The following is a 15466-nucleotide window of genomic DNA, read 5'->3' as shown; positions in this document are numbered from 1 at the left end:
TTGCATTCATTATCATAAAACTGTCAAAAAGTTTAACTAAACTTGGAGGAAAATAAGAAAAGTTTGGAATAACATGATAGGTTCAATGACAACAAAATTATTCAAACAGCACAATTTTCCAGAAACACAGCGGTTTTACCTCAAACAACAACATCGGCATAATCTTCAGCAAGAACTCTTTATCCTTCAAGAAACACTCAAGCCCAAGTTAAAAATAACCATCGTGACGGAAACATGGTCACCAGAAATCAATGGTGTGGCGAACTCTTTGTTACAACTGTGTAAAGGTTTGCAGACACTGGGACATCGTATTCAGCTCATCCGCCCAATACAAAAAACCATATGTACCGACTTTCAGGCAGAGCAGGAGTGTTTGGTCTGGGCAAAGAGCATTCCTAAATATGCTGACATGCAATTTGGTATGCCTCAGTATGTTAAAGTCAGCAAAGCGATTGAACGCTTCGCACCAGATGTGGTCCATATTGTGACGGAAGGACCGTTGGGGTTGACGGCACTGTATGCTGCTCAAGCACATCAAATTCCAGTGTCGAGTGGCTTTCATTCAACTTTTCATGACTTTAGTCGCTTCTTTGATTTGGCTTTGCTGGTTAAGCCAATTGAAAGCTATCTCCGCTGGTTTCATAACCATACGGTACTTACTTGTGTACCGAGTCAAACCACGTTAAATCAACTTCAGGCCTTTGGAGTGACTTGTCCTTTAGTTGAGGTTGGGCGAGGGGTAGATACAACTCGCTTCCATCCAGAGCATCGCTCAGAACAATTGCGTCAGCGTTGGCAAGCAGATGCCAATACTACGGTGCTGTTATATGTGGGGCGTTTATCTCCAGAAAAAGAAGTCGATGTGCTCATTCAAAGTTATTTGAATATCAAGAAGCAGCAATCACGCAAGTTGAAAATGGTGATTGTGGGGGATGGGCCAGATCGTAAGCGCTTAACCGAGATAGCAAATGGCTCAGATGTTATTTTTACAGGCAGCTTAACAGGACAGTCACTCGCTCAAGCCTATGCCAGTGCGGATGTTTTTGTTTTTGCTAGCCAAATAGAAACTTTTGGCAATGTGGTACTCGAAGCCATGGCCAGTGGCTTGCCCGTGGTGGCCTATAACTATGCCAGTCCACAGCGCTATATCAAGCAAGGTATAACAGGGTGGTTGAGTCCTTTTGGACAAGTGGCACACTTTATGCAAACTATTATTCAGTTGCCAGAGCAAAAGGTGCTTAGGTGTATGGGAACTCAAGCACGTCAAGACATTGAAAGTGTGGGCTGGCAGTATCCTGTGAAACAGTTTGAGCAAGCCTTATATCACGCGGCAAATATTAAGGCAGTACCTTAACCAATAGCTGTATTAAAAGCGTCAGTGATAAAAATGAGTTGGGTAATTTTGATGGGTTTTAACTTAAATCATCAAACTGTCAAAAATACCCTTTAATATGAGCTTAACGAGAAGCGATTTTGATGAATTAAATCGTCATATAACAATGATTTTCCAGCTGAACTTTCAACATTGTTGTTAAGGAGAAGTGGTATGAATCTTAAAACTGCAAAAATAAGAATATTAGATTTAGATTTAAAAGGCTGTGTCTATCTCAATCATTTCTCCCATTCGCATGCTGTAGCCAATTTTTTTAAGCGGATCAGTCGATTGGGAGATGGCATCTTTTGGTACACGATGTTGGCTTTGACTTGGTTGTTGCAAGGATTGGTCTACAGTTTGCAAATCGTGTATTTGGTTCTTGGTTCATTGTGCGGGACCTTAATTTATAAAGTCTTAAAAATCAAAACTATTCGCCCAAGACCTTATCAAGTACATCAAGTGATTCGAATGGGTGAGCGACCGCTTGACCATTTTAGTTTTCCTTCAGGTCATACTTTACATGCAGTGATGGTCAGTACTTTATTGGGCTTTGTACAGCCAATTTTATTGGTGCTCATGTTGCCTTTTACTGTTTTGGTTGCTGCGTCACGCATGATTTTAGGGCTGCATTATCCAAGTGATGTGCTGGTTGGAGCTGCTATAGGTGCAGTCGTAGCCGTCGCTTTAATTTGTAGTGCACCATTTTTAAATATCGTGTTGTAAAAAAGCCCAATTTTATCTCAAACAAACTAGCGCTTAAATTTCAGAGTTTGCTACAGTACAGCATCTTCTACATTGTGATGAGACTCCACCATGGGCTTACGTTGGTCAGACACTATTGATATTGCTATTGAGTTGTATGAAGCTCATCCAGATGTCGATCCGCAGTGGATTCGCTTTACAGACTTACATGCTTGGGTGTGTGCCTTACCAGACTTTAGTGATGATCCGACCAAGTCGACTGAAAGTTTGCTTGAAGCAATTCAAATGGCATGGATTGACGAAGCGCGATAATCCTTGCATCGAAAAAAGCAACTTTTTACAGAGTAAAAGCAGAAAATTGTGCATTATGTCGGTATAATGCGCCAAAATTTTCATGTCTACATTGACTTAAGGAGCCAATCATGGCTATTGAACGTACTTTATCTATCGTAAAACCAGACGCAGTTGCTAAAAACCACATCGGTGACATCTTTGCTCGTTTTGAAAAAGCTGGTCTTCAAATCGTTGCAACTAAAATGAAACACTTGACTCAAACTGAAGCTGAAGGTTTCTACGCAGAGCACAAAGAACGTGGTTTCTTTGCTGATCTAGTTGCGTTCATGACTTCTGGTCCAGTTGTTGTTTCAGTTCTTGAAGGTGAAAACGCAGTTCTTGCTCACCGCGAAATCCTTGGCGCAACTAACCCTAAAGAAGCTGCTCCAGGCACTATCCGCGCTGACTTCGCTGTAAGCATCGACGAAAATGCTGCTCACGGTTCTGACTCTGTAGCATCTGCTGATCGTGAAGTTAACTACTTCTTCGCTCAAACTGAGATTGCTCCACGTACTCGTTAATTCGAAGTATTCAAACCAGATAAGTGTTATTATACTTATCTGGTTTTTTTATTCCCTGAATAAATTTCTGCTCGTTTATTGAGCTTCTCCTTTCATCGTTAGACATGGTTTAGGTAATACACATGAGTACTGAAGTGGTCGCTGTCTCTACAGTTTCGGCTGAACAGCAACAATCTCCATCCGCTCCTGCACAGCAAAACTCTGTTGCGAAAGTGAACTTACTTGGCATGTCACGTCCGCAGCTTGAAAAATTCTTCGAAGATATGGGAGAAAAAAAGTTTCGTGCAGGACAGGTGATGAAATGGATTCACCAGTTTTTTGTGACTGATTTTGCTGAGATGACTAATATCTCAGGTAAATTGCGTGAAAAACTTGAAAAGCTCTGTGAAATTAAAGCGCCAGAAGTGGTGCATAAAAACTATTCTAAAGATGGTACGCGTAAGTGGGTGTTTCGTGTCGGTGAGGGCGAAGGCTCTTTGGTTGAAACCGTGTTGATCCCTGCTGAGCATCGCAGTGGTTTGCGCCGTACTTTATGTATTTCATCTCAAGTGGGCTGTGCACTGGATTGTTCATTCTGTTCAACCGGTAAACAAGGCTTTCAGCGCGACTTAAACCCAGATGAAATTATTGGTCAGTTATGGGTCGCAAACTATTCTTATATGGAAGATGTGCCTGTAGCTGAGCGTGAGCGTTCGGTGACCAACGTCGTAATGATGGGGATGGGCGAGCCATTACTCAACTATGATGCCGTATTGAGCTCAATGCGTATTATGCTAGACGATTTTGCTTATGGTATGTCTAAGCGCCGTGTGACCTTGTCAACTTCAGGTGTGGTGCCGAAAATTGATCAATTGGCACAAGATATTGATGTTGCACTGGCAATCTCCCTACACGCGCCAAATGATGAATTGCGGAATGAATTGGTTCCAATCAATAAAAAATATCCATTGGTACAGCTGATTGCAGCATGTCAGCGTTATATCGCTAAAGACGGTAATGAAAGTGCGCGTAAGCATGTCACGATTGAATATGTGATGTTGGATGGGGTGAATGATCATCCTGAGCATGCACAGCAGATGATTAAACTGTTGAAGAACTTACCAAGTAAAATTAATTTAATTCCGTTTAATCCATTTCCACATGCGCCTTATGGTCGTTCAAGTCGCAACCGCATTATTTCTTTCCAAAAAACTTTGTCTGACGCTGGATTTGTGTGTACGATTCGTCAAACGCGTGGTGATGATATTGATGCTGCCTGCGGACAATTGGTCGGTCAAGTGGCTGATCGAACACGTCGTGCTGAGCAGTGGAAAAAGAAAGTAGCAGAGAAAAACGAGATTCTACGTTCACAAGGATAATATAAGGGGATGCCAATTGAAAAAACCCGTTTCTAAACTTTACCTTGCGCTGACACTGGGTATGTCAGTGTGGTACTTAGTGGGTTGCCAAACCGTGAATACGAAAGGTGATCCAAGTAAAGCAGTACAAGTTAGAACGCAGTTGGCGGCTGAATATATTAAGTCGAATGATTACGATGCTGCGAAACGTACATTGGATCAGGCATTAGACATCGACTCTCGTGATGCATCTGCAAATATGATGATGGGCGTGTTGTTACAGCGTGAAGGCAGTCCACAAAATGTGGAAAAGGCTGAGCGTTATTTTAAGCATGCAATTGCAGCTGAGCCAAAAAATGCACAGGCTCGTAACAACTACGGTACGTATTTATATCAAATTGGGCGTTATAATGACGCGATTGATCAACTTCAAGTTGCAGGTTCAACTTTAGGGTATGATCAACGTTATCGAGCATTGGAAAATTTAGGTCGTGCGTATCTACAAGTAGGTCGAGTGGCGGAAGCAGAAGCTGCTTTTAAACAAGCTCTACAGGTAAACTCAGGTGCCTATCTTGCCATGATCGAAATGGCGGAAATTTCATATTTACGTCAGCAAAATGCTGAAGCTACGCAGTACTATGAACAGTTTGTGCGAGCGGTTGGCGAGAAAAACTTAGATGCACGTGCGCTTTGGATTGGGATCCGAATTGCGCGAGCAAATCATGACACGATGGGTTCGCAAGTGCTGGTCAACCAGCTACGTGCATTGTATCCAGACAGTCAAGAATACAAACGTTATTTGCAATTACAGTACACTACTGAGGCCGTATGGAAGTAAATCCTAATTCACCACAATCGAATGGTTCTAGCAATGCTTTAGGAAATATCCAACGTCCGGGTGATTATCTTCGTCAAATTCGTATTACACAAAAACGTGAATTAAGCGACGTTGCCAAAGAGTTGAATATTCCACTCAAGACTTTAACTGCACTTGAGCAGGACGAATATACGGCGCTTCCAGAAGCAACTTTTATTAAGGGTTACTATCGTACTTATGCGAAGTTCCTAAAAGTGGATGCTACTACGATTATTCAGCGTTTTGATGACATCTATGCCAATGATACGGGGCTATTGCCGAATCATGCATTGAATAATTCACCGATTAAAATTATGGGTAAATTACCCGGTTCTAACCGTGACCGTAACCGTAAATGGTTGAAACGTGGACTGATTGTGATTGTTGTAATTGCGATTTTGGCAGCGTTGTTCGGCATGATTCAGAATTGGTCAGGCAGTACAGATGAGGCTACGACTCCGCAGACGGAATCTGATGTACAAATCATCAATATGAATGGGGCTGCTGCAACTACAGGGGATCAGTTGAAACTTGAGTTCAATCGTCCTACGTCTGTACATATTGTCGATTCAACTGGGAAAGTACTGGCAACAGGGCGTCAAGCTTCTACACTTGAGCTTGCTGGCGAGACTCCTTTTCAGATTCGTATCGATGATGCGGCTGCTGTGTCACTCAGCTTAAATAATGAAAGTATTTCATTGTCACCATATACCGTCGGTGGAAAAGCAGATTTCCGCTTGTCACGTTAATGGGATCAAGGAAAAGCAATGATTGTAAATCCAATTAAACGCAAGCCTACTCGTAAGATTCGTGTAGGTTCAGTCTATGTCGGTGGCGATGCACCCATCAGCATTCAAAGTATGACCAATACTGAAACTTGTGATGTGGAAGCAACGCTGGCGCAAATTCAGCGCTGTGCAGATGTAGGTGCGGACATCATGCGCGTTTCTGTACCAACGATGGAAGCGGCAGAGGCTTTTGGTGAAATTCGTAAGCGTTCATCGGTGCCGTTGGTTGCAGATATTCATTTTGATTACAAGATTGCACTGCGTGTTGCGGACTTGGGGGCGGACTGTTTAAGGATTAATCCTGGAAATATTGGCTCTGAAGCTAAAATCCGTGAAGTGGTAGCTGCAGCGCGCCATAACGATATATCTATGCGTATTGGAGTGAATGCAGGTTCACTGGAAAAAGATATTCAAAAGAAATATGGTGAGCCAACAGGTCAGGCATTGCTTGAGTCAGCGATGCGCCATATTGATATTCTAGACCGTTTAGATTTCCACGAATTCAAAGTCTCAGTGAAAGCATCCAATGTGTTTTTAACCATGGATGCTTATCGCCTACTTTCACAGCAAATTGATAATCCGTTACATCTGGGTGTGACAGAAGCTGGGATTTATCGTACGGGTTCAGTGAAGTCTGCGATTGCATTGGGCGGTTTGTTGTTGGATGGCATTGGTGACACCATGCGTATTTCCTTGGCAGCGGAACCTGAAGAAGAGATTAAGATTGGTTTTGATATTTTAAAATCACTCAGTCTTCGCTCAAATGGCATTAACTTCATTGCTTGTCCAAGCTGTTCACGTCAAGAGTTTAACGTGATTTCAGTGATGCAAGCCTTAGAAGACCGTTTAGAAGATATTCGTACCCCAATGGATGTGTCGGTGATTGGGTGTAAAGTGAATGGTCCGGGTGAAGCCAAAGAAGCCGATATTGGTGTAGTTGGTGCAAGTCCACGCTCACTGGTGTATCGTAATGGTGAAAAGAGCCATTTAATTGACACAAATCAGTTGGTTGACGAAATCGAAACGATGGTTCGTCAGCGTGTTTCAGAGCTTGAAGAAGCTAAATCTAAAGAGATCATCCGTAGTTCATCATGAGTTCAATTGTCGCAATCAAAGGTTTTAATGACATTCTTCCTACGCAAACACCAGCGTGGAGACGTCTTGAACAGCATCTCGCATCATTGATGGATGCGTATGGCTACCAGCAAATTCGTTTGCCTATTGTTGAACAAACCAATTTGTTCAAACGTTCAATTGGTGATGCAACGGATATCGTTGAAAAAGAAATGTACACCTTCTTGGACAAAGGTAATCCGCCTGAGTCTTTGACTTTGCGTCCTGAAGGAACAGCAGGCTGTGTACGCGCCATGCTGGAGCATAACTTGCTTCGCGGTGCAACGCCTCGTGTCTGGTATATTGGGCCGATGTTCCGTTATGAAAAGCCGCAAAAGGGTCGTTACCGTCAGTTCCACCAGTTCGGCGTGGAAACCTTTGGTGTTGCAACCCCAGATATGGATGCGGAGCTGATTTTGATGACGGCACGTCTGTGGAAACGCATGGGTGTGGCAGATAAAGTTCAACTTGAATTAAATACTCTCGGTGAGTCTAATGAGCGTGCAGCTTATCGTGCGGCATTGGTGGAGTTCTTAGAATCACATAAAAATGATTTGGATGAAGATTCACAGCGTCGTTTAACCACCAACCCACTACGTATTCTTGACTCTAAAGATGCCAAAACTCAAGCCATTTTAGAAAATGCGCCGAAGTTGCATGACTTTATGGGGGAAGAAACGCTACAGCACTTTGCAACTTTGCAGCAGTATTTAACCGATGCTGGTGTAAGCTTTGTGATTAACCAGAAATTGGTGCGTGGCTTAGATTATTACAATAAAACTGTATTTGAGTGGACCACCAAGCATTTAGGTTCACAAGGCACAGTGTGTGCGGGCGGTCGTTACGATGGCTTAGTGGGTCAGCTTAAAGGCAAGGCCGATCAGTCTGTACCTGCAGTTGGCTTTGCGATGGGTATGGAGCGTCTGTTGTTGTTGCTTGAGCAAGTCGAAGACGCTACACCTGTACGTGACTGCGAAATGTTTTTATTGGCAGATCCCGCTTCTCAAGGCAAAGCTTTGGTGCTTGCAGAACAAATTCGTAACCAGTTAGATGCTGCATCAAGCACGCTTCGTTTGAAAGTTGGTTCACATGGTTCAATGAAGTCACAAATGAAAAAAGCGGATCAGTCTGGTGCATTGTTTGCCCTTATTTTGGGTGAGCGCGAGGTGGAAGCTGCACAGTTTGCCGTAAAAGAGTTGGCAACAGCTGAACAAACTTTGGTTGCGGTGGATGACATCGTGCCATTTATGATTGAAAAATTTTCTTCAAAATAAGCCAAAATATAAGGAAAGGGTAGTCACATGAGCGCATTAAGTGATGAAGAACAACTTGATAGTTTAAAGTCTTTCACTAAGAAATATGGTTCAGCCATTATTAGTGGGATTTTAATTGCGCTGATTGCCTTTTTTGGATGGCAATACTGGCAGAAGAAGACTTTGGCCGAGAACCAAATGAACACGGCTAAAGTTCAGCAATTGATGGATGAAGCACGTGCAACGCAAGGTGATGCATTTACTGCCTTGTCAGCAACTGCCGACAAAATTGTGAAAGAAGCACCAGATTCGGCGCAGGCCATTCAAACGCAATTGTTAATGGCAAAATTGGCCTATGACAAAGCGGATTATGCTAGTGCTGAAAAAGCGTTGAAGAAAGTTGAAAACTCGAAAGTGGATGACGACGGCTTAGTGCAAATTGTGAAATTGCGTTTAGCGTATGCACAATTGGCGCAAAAGAAGTTTGATGATGCGATTAAAAACCTCGCATTGGTAAAAGATCCTGCTTTTAAAGCGACAGCCGATGAAGCTTTGGGCGATGTCTATGTGGCTAAAAATGACATCGAAAATGCGAAAAAAGCCTACCAAAGTGCATGGGATCAGTTGGTTGAACGTAAACAAGAACGCCAAATTTTACAAATTAAACTCGAAAGTGTTGGTATTTTAGTTGATGATCCTGAAATCGAACGTCCACTTATAGAAACAGCAGCGGAAGAAACTGAATGAATAGAAAATACAAAATTTCGTGCGCATTAACCGTATTAACTTTAGCACTTGCGGGTTGTGCAAGTAGCGGAAAAGTAGAAGAAGTTAAGCCGAATCCACTTCCAAAACTGACGCAGGCGAAAACCCTGACTCCTGTATTTTCTCAAAGTGTGTCTTCAACTTCGACTGCTGATCCTTTACGTTTACGCTTAGATGCAGACAATGGTGTAGTTTTTGCACTTGACCCTAAAGGTCTAGTGACGGCATATCAAGGTAAACAAAAACTATGGCAGAAAGAAGTATCTAAAGCAGGCTTGAGTTCAGGTGTTGAGGCTGCCGATGGTCATGTCATTGTAGGTAACGCCAAAGGTCAGTTGTTTGCTTTAGATCAGGCAACTGGCGAGCAAAAATGGACAGCACAATTAACGGGTGCACTTCTTGCGCCATCATTGATTCAAGCTGGTCGTGGTATTTATGTGAGTAATGATGGCACTGTTTTTGCGCATGATTTTGGCCACAGGTCAACAAGTGTGGACCTATAACTTACCGAATGTACAACTTAGCTTACGTGGTAACGCAGCGCCTGTTCCTGTCGATGCGCGTACAGTACTGATTTCTTCAGCTAATGCCTATGTTTATGCTTTAGATGTGCTCACTGGCGTGCCACGTATGCAGCGCCGTGTGGCTGTGTCGGATGGTCGTTCCGATATTCAACGTTTGAATGATGTTGATGGTGATCCTGTAGTAGCAGGCCAATACTTGATTACGACCAGCTATCAAGGTCAAGTGACCATGACAGATTTGGCTTCACAGCAAGTGGTGTGGAGTGAAGATTCGAGTAGTACGCAGCGCCCTGAAGTGGTGGGTAATGGTGTATTCGTGGCGCAAACTGACGGCAAGTTAGTGGCTTATGAAATTAGCACGGGGCAAAAGCTTTGGGAAAATGACAGCCTGCTGAATCGCCAATTGAGTAATCCTGTGATGTTGGGCCAAGACCTAATTGTTGGTGATCTAGATGGCGTTTTGCACATGCTGAACCCTGCGACAGGTGAATTGATCGGTCGTGCGAAGACGTCTGGTGAAGTGCGTACTTTACGTGTGATTGATGATCAACTCTATGTTGCAACACGAAAGGGTGCATTAAGCATTTGGCAGAATCGTTAATTCTGTTCGACTTATGTTAAACTAGTCGAAATTCGTATTTTTTTAAATTCCTCGGGGTGTTTGCTTAGTCAAAACCCCGAGTTTTTATTCAGGTTTTTCACCTAATTTTTCTTCCAGTTTCTGATGTTCAGACCAGTCTCACTGGCTGATCTTGAATAAAGGTTAATCTATGAAACCCGTAATTGCGCTCATTGGTCGTCCGAACGTCGGAAAATCAACGCTATTTAACCAGATCACCAAAAGCCGAGACGCGCTTGTTGCTGACTTTGCCGGTCTGACTCGTGACCGTAAATATGGTGATGCTGTATTTCAAAATAAGTCTTTCATTGTGGTTGATACTGGTGGTATTGGCGAAAATGAAGGCGGTATTGACTCTTACATGGCAGAACAGTCTAAAACTGCCATCAATGAAGCCGATATTATTGTATTTGTAGTCGATGCACGCGCAGGCCTGCTCGCATCGGATGAGCAAATTGCGCGTGAGCTGCGTACACTGGGTAAGAAAGTTTACCTTGTGGCGAACAAAGTTGATGGTGTACATGCCGAAGCTGCACTTGTTGAATTTTACAAGTTGGGTATGGGCGAACCCATGCAAGTGGCTGCGAGCCATGGTCGCGGTGTACAGCAAATGCTTGAAGATGTGCTTTCAAGTGTGCCTGAAGATGAAGATGCAGATGAGCACGACAAGAACACAGGCTTACGTTTAGCGATTATTGGTCGTCCAAACGTCGGTAAATCGACGCTGGTGAACCGTTTGTTGGGTGAAGAGCGTGTAGTTGCATTTGACCAGCCGGGGACAACCCGCGACTCGATCTATATCCCGTATGAACGTGATGGCCGTCAGTACACCTTAATCGATACTGCAGGTGTGCGCCGTAAAGGTAAAGTCGATGAAATGATTGAGAAGTTCTCAATTGTGAAAACGCTACAAGCCATTAAAGATGCCCATGTTATCGTGGTTGTACTTGATGCACGTGAAGGTGTGGTTGAGCAAGATCTACATCTGATTGGTTACGCGCTTGAAGCGGGCCGTGCGATGGTGATTGCGATTAACAAATGGGACAATATGTCTGAGTATGATCGTAAACAATGTAAGTTGGATGTCGATCGTCGCTTTGACTTTATTCCTTGGGCGAAAGTGCATTTAATTTCTGCATTACATGGTACGGGTGTCGGGGATCTATATCCATCGATTCACCGTGCTTATGATTCGTCACATTTGAAAGTTTCACCTGCAAAAATCACACAAATTTTAAGTGATGCTACGGATGCGCACCAACCGCCAATGGTCGGTGGTCGCCGTATTAAAATGCGTTATGCACATATGGGTGGTCAAAATCCACCAACGATTGTAGTGCATGGTAATAAAGTTGATAAAACCCCTGCGGATTATCGTCGTTATTTAGAAAACGTATTCCGTAAAGTGTACAAACTTGAAGGTACGCCAGTGCGTATTGAGTTTAAAACCTCTGAAAACCCATTTGAAGGACGTAAGTCACAGGTGGATGAACGTACAGCAGCGCGTAAGCGTCGTTATGTTCAGAAATTTAAGAAAGCTGAGAAGAAATTCAAACGCTAATCAGGCATTAAGTTTTTGATGCTGAAAAGCCCAAAGTGATCTTTGGGCTTTTTTATTTTATGATGCATGAAACTATGATAGGAAGGCAAAGTGGCAAGGACAATACGTGTTGAGCTGAAAAAGATTGAGGACATTGTGCAGGTGGATCACAGCCTGTCACGTGTTGAGCAAATTACGCAGCGAAAACAAGCCATTTATCAATATCGTAATCAATGCTTATCCGAACAACAGCAGATGGTTGTGGATGATCGCTCAATTGTGCTGAGTGAGACAGGTAAACCTTATTTGCTTGATCAGCCTTCCTTTCATTTCAATCATAGTCACAGCCAAAATTACTATGCTTTAGCTACGAGTGAGCGGATGCAAGATCTAGGCGTGGACGTGGAAGAATTAAGCCGAAAAGTACGCTTTGAGGCTTTGGCTAAACATGCTTTTCACGTAGAGGAACTTCGCTTGTGGCACCAGTTTGATCAGGACAAAGCATACTGGTTTAAGGTCTGGACCACCAAAGAAGCTGTGCTTAAAGCATCAGGTTTAGGCATTCGTTTAAACTTAAATGAACTGAATACCCAAGCACATCCAACGCATAATGGCGGCATGTGTAGTCATTCGCTGATTGGAAGTTTTGCCTATCAAAATTTTGAGTTGGGAGATGTGATGTTGACCGTGGCTTGGCGGGCAGAGCAGTCCTGTCGTGGCTATGCGTTGCCTCAGATTGAGCTGGTACAACATCTTCACACCGACATAAAAAAGCCTCTCGATTGAGAGGCTTTCTTTTTTCATACTATGGTAAGTATTTATGGAATTTCATTTTCTTCTTCAAACTCAGGCTTCACTTGAACAATGAAGTCTTGACGGTTTAAGCCACGCCATAAAGCAAAAGCTGTACCGATGTAGATTGAAGAGTAGGTACCCACAAAAACACCCACAAACATCGCAACAGAGAACCATTTAAGGCCATCACCACCGAGGATCATCATCGAGATCACCACCAACAATAAAGTCATTGAGGTGTGAATGGTACGACGTAGGGTCTCAGTTAAAGCGATGTTAACGATCTCTAAAGGCGAAGCGCCACGAATCTTACGGAAGTTTTCACGAATACGATCCGAAACAACAATGTTGTCATTCAGTGAGAAACCAATCAGAGCCAAAATTGCAGCCAAGACGGTTAAGTCAAATGGCCACTGCATCATGGCAAAAATACCAATGGTGACCACCACGTCATGGAACAAAGACAGTACCGCACCCATCGCCAGTTTGAACTCAAAGCGAATCGTTACGTAGACCAACATCAGCAGTAACGCTAAAGCCACAGCACCCGCTGAGCGAATGTAGAGTTCATTGCCGACTTGTCCACCCACCACATCAACTTTGTTGACTGAAGCGGAGTTACCCGGTAGCTGTACAGCTTGGGTAATGGTTTTGGTTAAGTCTTCTGCGGCTGTGTCTTCTTGTACAGGCATACGCACAATCAAATCACGATCTGAACCAATGGTTTGTACCACAGGGTCATGAAAGCCAGCTTTGGTCAGAGCAGCAGAGACATCGGCTGACTTCACTGGTTTGCTATAGTTTAGTTCGGCAGAAATACCACCGGTAAAGTCCAAACCTAAGTTGAGACCCTTGGTGAAAATAAAGAATAGGCTGCCAATGGTTAAGACAATAGAAAGAATGGCTGCAGGCAGCGCAATCTTCATAAAATCAATCACACGTTCATCATCTGGACGGCCGTATTTTTTTGAATCTTGTTGAGTCACATCAGTCATCATCGATCTCCTTATATGCTCAACTTTTTCAAGTTACGTTTTTTGCCATAAATGAGCTGTACAATCGCACGTGTTACTGTAATAGCAGTAAACATAGAGCAGACAATACCGATCATTAAGGTCACAGCGAAGCCTTTAATTGGGCCTGTACCGATAGCAAATAGGATAAACGCAACCAAGAATGTGGTTAAGTTTGAGTCGAAAATGGTGTTATAAGCACGGTCATAACCCGCCACAATCGCTTGTTTGGGCGATGCTCCCCACTTCATTTCTTCACGTATTCGCTCACAGATCAAGACGTTGGCATCGACCGCCATACCAATGGTAATCACGATACCCGCAATACCTGGCAGGGTGAGGGAGGCACCAATCCAAGACATGACGGTTAGAATCATGGCTAAGTTGAAGACCAAGGCAAAGTTAGCAATTAAACCAAAGAGACGGAAGAAGACTACCATCCAGATTGCGACCAGTAAGAAACCGATTTGAGTTGATAGCACACCTTTATCAATGTTCTCTTGACCGAGGCTTGGACCAACTACACGTTCTTCAACAAAGTACATTGGCGCAGCAAGAGCACCTGCACGTAGCATTAGGGCAAGTTCGGACGCTTCTTGAGGTGAGTCTAGACCCGTAATACGGAATTGAGAGCCGAGGACTGCTTGAATAGTTGCAGCGTTAATCACGACAGACTCTGCATAGGGTGTACGGACTTCGGTTTGCGCACCAGTCGCAGGGTCTGTGATATAGCTAATACGCTGTTTATTTTCAATGAACAACACAGCCATACGCTTACCTACCGCATTACGGGTTGCATCTGACATCAGTTTGCCACCTGCTGTGTCTAAGGTAATGTTTACCTCAGCACCACCAGTGTCTTGGCTAAAGCCACTTGATGCATTTTGAACACGTTCACCCGTTAAAATACGGTTACGGTTTAAAAGTAATTCACGTCCGCTGTCTAAAGACTGATATGCAAAAAGCTCGGTTCCTGGTGGAAGCGGTTGACCATTGCTCTTGCCCGTATAAGGGTCAATCACTTGGTCATTTTGGTCAGAGACCAAACGGAACTCTAGGTTTGCTGTACGACCCAAGACACGTTTTGCTTCAGCAGTGTCCTGAACACCCGGAAGCTCAACCACGATGCGGTTATTGCCTTGCGTTTGTACCAAGGCTTCTGCCACACCTAACTCGTTAATACGGTTACGTAAAGTGGTTAAGTTTTGGTTCACTGCATAAGATTGAATTTCTTGGCGGCGAACATCGGTATAGGTTAAGCGTAAGGTTGAACCTGTCGCAGTTGCGACGGCTTGCTGATTAAACTCATTACCATTACTACGTAAGTAGTCTTGAGCCGCAGTACGATCATCGTTGTTGGCGAACTGAACGGTAATGGTGTTGTTGCTTAATGCAAGGCTGTTAAATTTAATTTTGTTGTCACGGAACTGACGACGTAAATCAGTCGCAGAGGTTTCCATGCGTTGAGCAATTGCTTTATCCATATCCACTTCTAATAAGAAGTGGACACCACCACGTAAGTCCAGACCGAGCTTCATTGGTTTTGCACCAATTTTTTGTAGCCACTCTGGCGTGGTTGGCGCCAAGTTCAACGCGACAACATAGTCATCACCAAGGCCACGACGTAACGCTTCTTTGGCTTTTAATTGTGCTTCGCTAGAGTCAAGACGTAACAGTGCAGCATTATTGCTAAAACTGTTGTCATGGCTTGAAATACTTTCAGATTTTAAAATCTGCTCTGCTTTTTGTACGATGCTTTGGTCAATTTGGGTACCAGCTTTGGCACCAGAAATTTGAACCGCAGGCTCATCCGGATACAAACTAGGCAGGGCATATAATGTACTGATCGTCAAAACCACGAGAATCAGTAGATATTTCCATGCTGGGTAACGCATTTGTTTTCTTCTTAAAATGAAAAAAGTCGTGCGGATG

At 43.5% G+C, this 15466-nt stretch carries 14 protein-coding genes and 1 pseudogene; 13 read left to right on the top strand and 2 right to left on the bottom strand.

Features of this window, described 5'->3' with window-relative positions; translation table 11 throughout:
* Window positions 1–73: 73 nt before the first annotated feature.
* The 13 genes and pseudogenes from WH214_RS03000 to WH214_RS02940 all read left to right on the top strand — a co-directional run bounded on the left by WH214_RS03000 (window position 74) and on the right by WH214_RS02940 (window position 12512).
* A complete protein-coding gene (locus tag WH214_RS03000; RefSeq protein ID WP_339422161.1) occupies window positions 74–1354 on the top strand; it encodes a glycosyltransferase family 4 protein in 1281 nt (426 codons plus the stop codon).
* 192 nt (window positions 1355–1546) lie between these two features.
* Window positions 1547–2098, top strand: a complete 552-nt coding sequence (locus tag WH214_RS02995; protein WP_004697666.1) for a phosphatase PAP2 family protein — start codon at window positions 1547–1549, stop codon at window positions 2096–2098.
* A gap of 90 nt (window positions 2099–2188) precedes the next feature.
* Window positions 2189–2389, top strand: a complete 201-nt coding sequence (iscX, locus tag WH214_RS02990; RefSeq protein WP_339422162.1) for a Fe-S cluster assembly protein IscX — start codon at window positions 2189–2191, stop codon at window positions 2387–2389.
* 110 nt (window positions 2390–2499) lie between these two features.
* The gene (gene ndk / locus WH214_RS02985; RefSeq protein ID WP_004983508.1) at window positions 2500–2931 is read left to right on the top strand and encodes a nucleoside-diphosphate kinase; all 432 of its coding nucleotides are present in this window, start codon (window positions 2500–2502) and stop codon (window positions 2929–2931) included.
* Window positions 2932–3053: 122 nt separating this feature from the next.
* Entirely contained in the window at window positions 3054–4289 is a 1236-nt protein-coding gene (gene rlmN, locus WH214_RS02980; RefSeq protein WP_130235009.1) for a 23S rRNA (adenine(2503)-C(2))-methyltransferase RlmN, read from the top strand.
* A 61-nt stretch (window positions 4290–4350) separates the two neighbouring features.
* Window positions 4351–5106: a type IV pilus biogenesis/stability protein PilW gene (gene pilW, locus WH214_RS02975; RefSeq protein WP_279745532.1), complete on the top strand. Its 756-nt coding sequence runs from the start codon at window positions 4351–4353 to the stop codon at window positions 5104–5106.
* Window positions 5097–5873: a helix-turn-helix domain-containing protein gene (locus WH214_RS02970; protein ID WP_339422163.1), complete on the top strand. Its 777-nt coding sequence runs from the start codon at window positions 5097–5099 to the stop codon at window positions 5871–5873. Before pilW ends, WH214_RS02970 begins: the two co-directional genes overlap by 10 nt.
* 18 nt (window positions 5874–5891) lie before the next feature.
* Window positions 5892–7007: a flavodoxin-dependent (E)-4-hydroxy-3-methylbut-2-enyl-diphosphate synthase gene (gene ispG, locus WH214_RS02965; protein ID WP_339422164.1), complete on the top strand. Its 1116-nt coding sequence runs from the start codon at window positions 5892–5894 to the stop codon at window positions 7005–7007.
* On the top strand, window positions 7004–8299 hold the full coding sequence (gene hisS, locus WH214_RS02960; RefSeq protein ID WP_339422165.1) for a histidine--tRNA ligase: 1296 nt from the start codon (window positions 7004–7006) through the stop codon (window positions 8297–8299). Before ispG ends, hisS begins: the two co-directional genes overlap by 4 nt.
* Window positions 8300–8326: 27 nt before the next feature.
* Window positions 8327–9025 (top strand): YfgM family protein, encoded by a 699-nt coding sequence (locus tag WH214_RS02955; RefSeq protein WP_005401704.1) that lies wholly within the window; start codon window positions 8327–8329, stop codon window positions 9023–9025.
* A pseudogene (bamB, locus tag WH214_RS02950) lies at window positions 9022–10168 on the top strand (outer membrane protein assembly factor BamB). The gene WH214_RS02955 and the pseudogene bamB overlap by 4 nt, the downstream one beginning before the upstream one ends.
* A 169-nt stretch (window positions 10169–10337) precedes the next feature.
* Entirely contained in the window at window positions 10338–11747 is a 1410-nt protein-coding gene (der, locus tag WH214_RS02945) for a ribosome biogenesis GTPase Der (protein ID WP_004697684.1), read from the top strand.
* Between the two features lie 90 nt (window positions 11748–11837).
* Window positions 11838–12512: a 4'-phosphopantetheinyl transferase family protein gene (locus tag WH214_RS02940; RefSeq protein WP_339422166.1), complete on the top strand. Its 675-nt coding sequence runs from the start codon at window positions 11838–11840 to the stop codon at window positions 12510–12512.
* A gap of 32 nt (window positions 12513–12544) precedes the next feature.
* On the opposite strand, the gene secF is transcribed toward WH214_RS02940, so the two are convergent.
* Both secF and secD read right to left on the bottom strand, forming a co-directional pair.
* On the bottom strand, window positions 12545–13519 hold the full coding sequence (gene secF / locus WH214_RS02935) for a protein translocase subunit SecF (protein ID WP_005401700.1): 975 nt from the start codon (window positions 13517–13519) through the stop codon (window positions 12545–12547).
* Window positions 13520–13527: 8 nt separating this feature from the next.
* Window positions 13528–15429, bottom strand: coding sequence for a protein translocase subunit SecD (gene secD / locus WH214_RS02930; protein ID WP_339422167.1), 1902 nt, complete (start codon window positions 15427–15429; stop codon window positions 13528–13530).
* Window positions 15430–15466 lie beyond the last annotated feature (37 nt).

The organism is Acinetobacter sp. MYb191 (genome assembly GCF_037572605.1).
Classification (GTDB): domain Bacteria; phylum Pseudomonadota; class Gammaproteobacteria; order Pseudomonadales; family Moraxellaceae; genus Acinetobacter; species Acinetobacter johnsonii.
The sequence above is the reverse complement of the archived record's forward strand: the minus strand, read 5'-3'. Positions and strand labels throughout refer to the sequence as shown.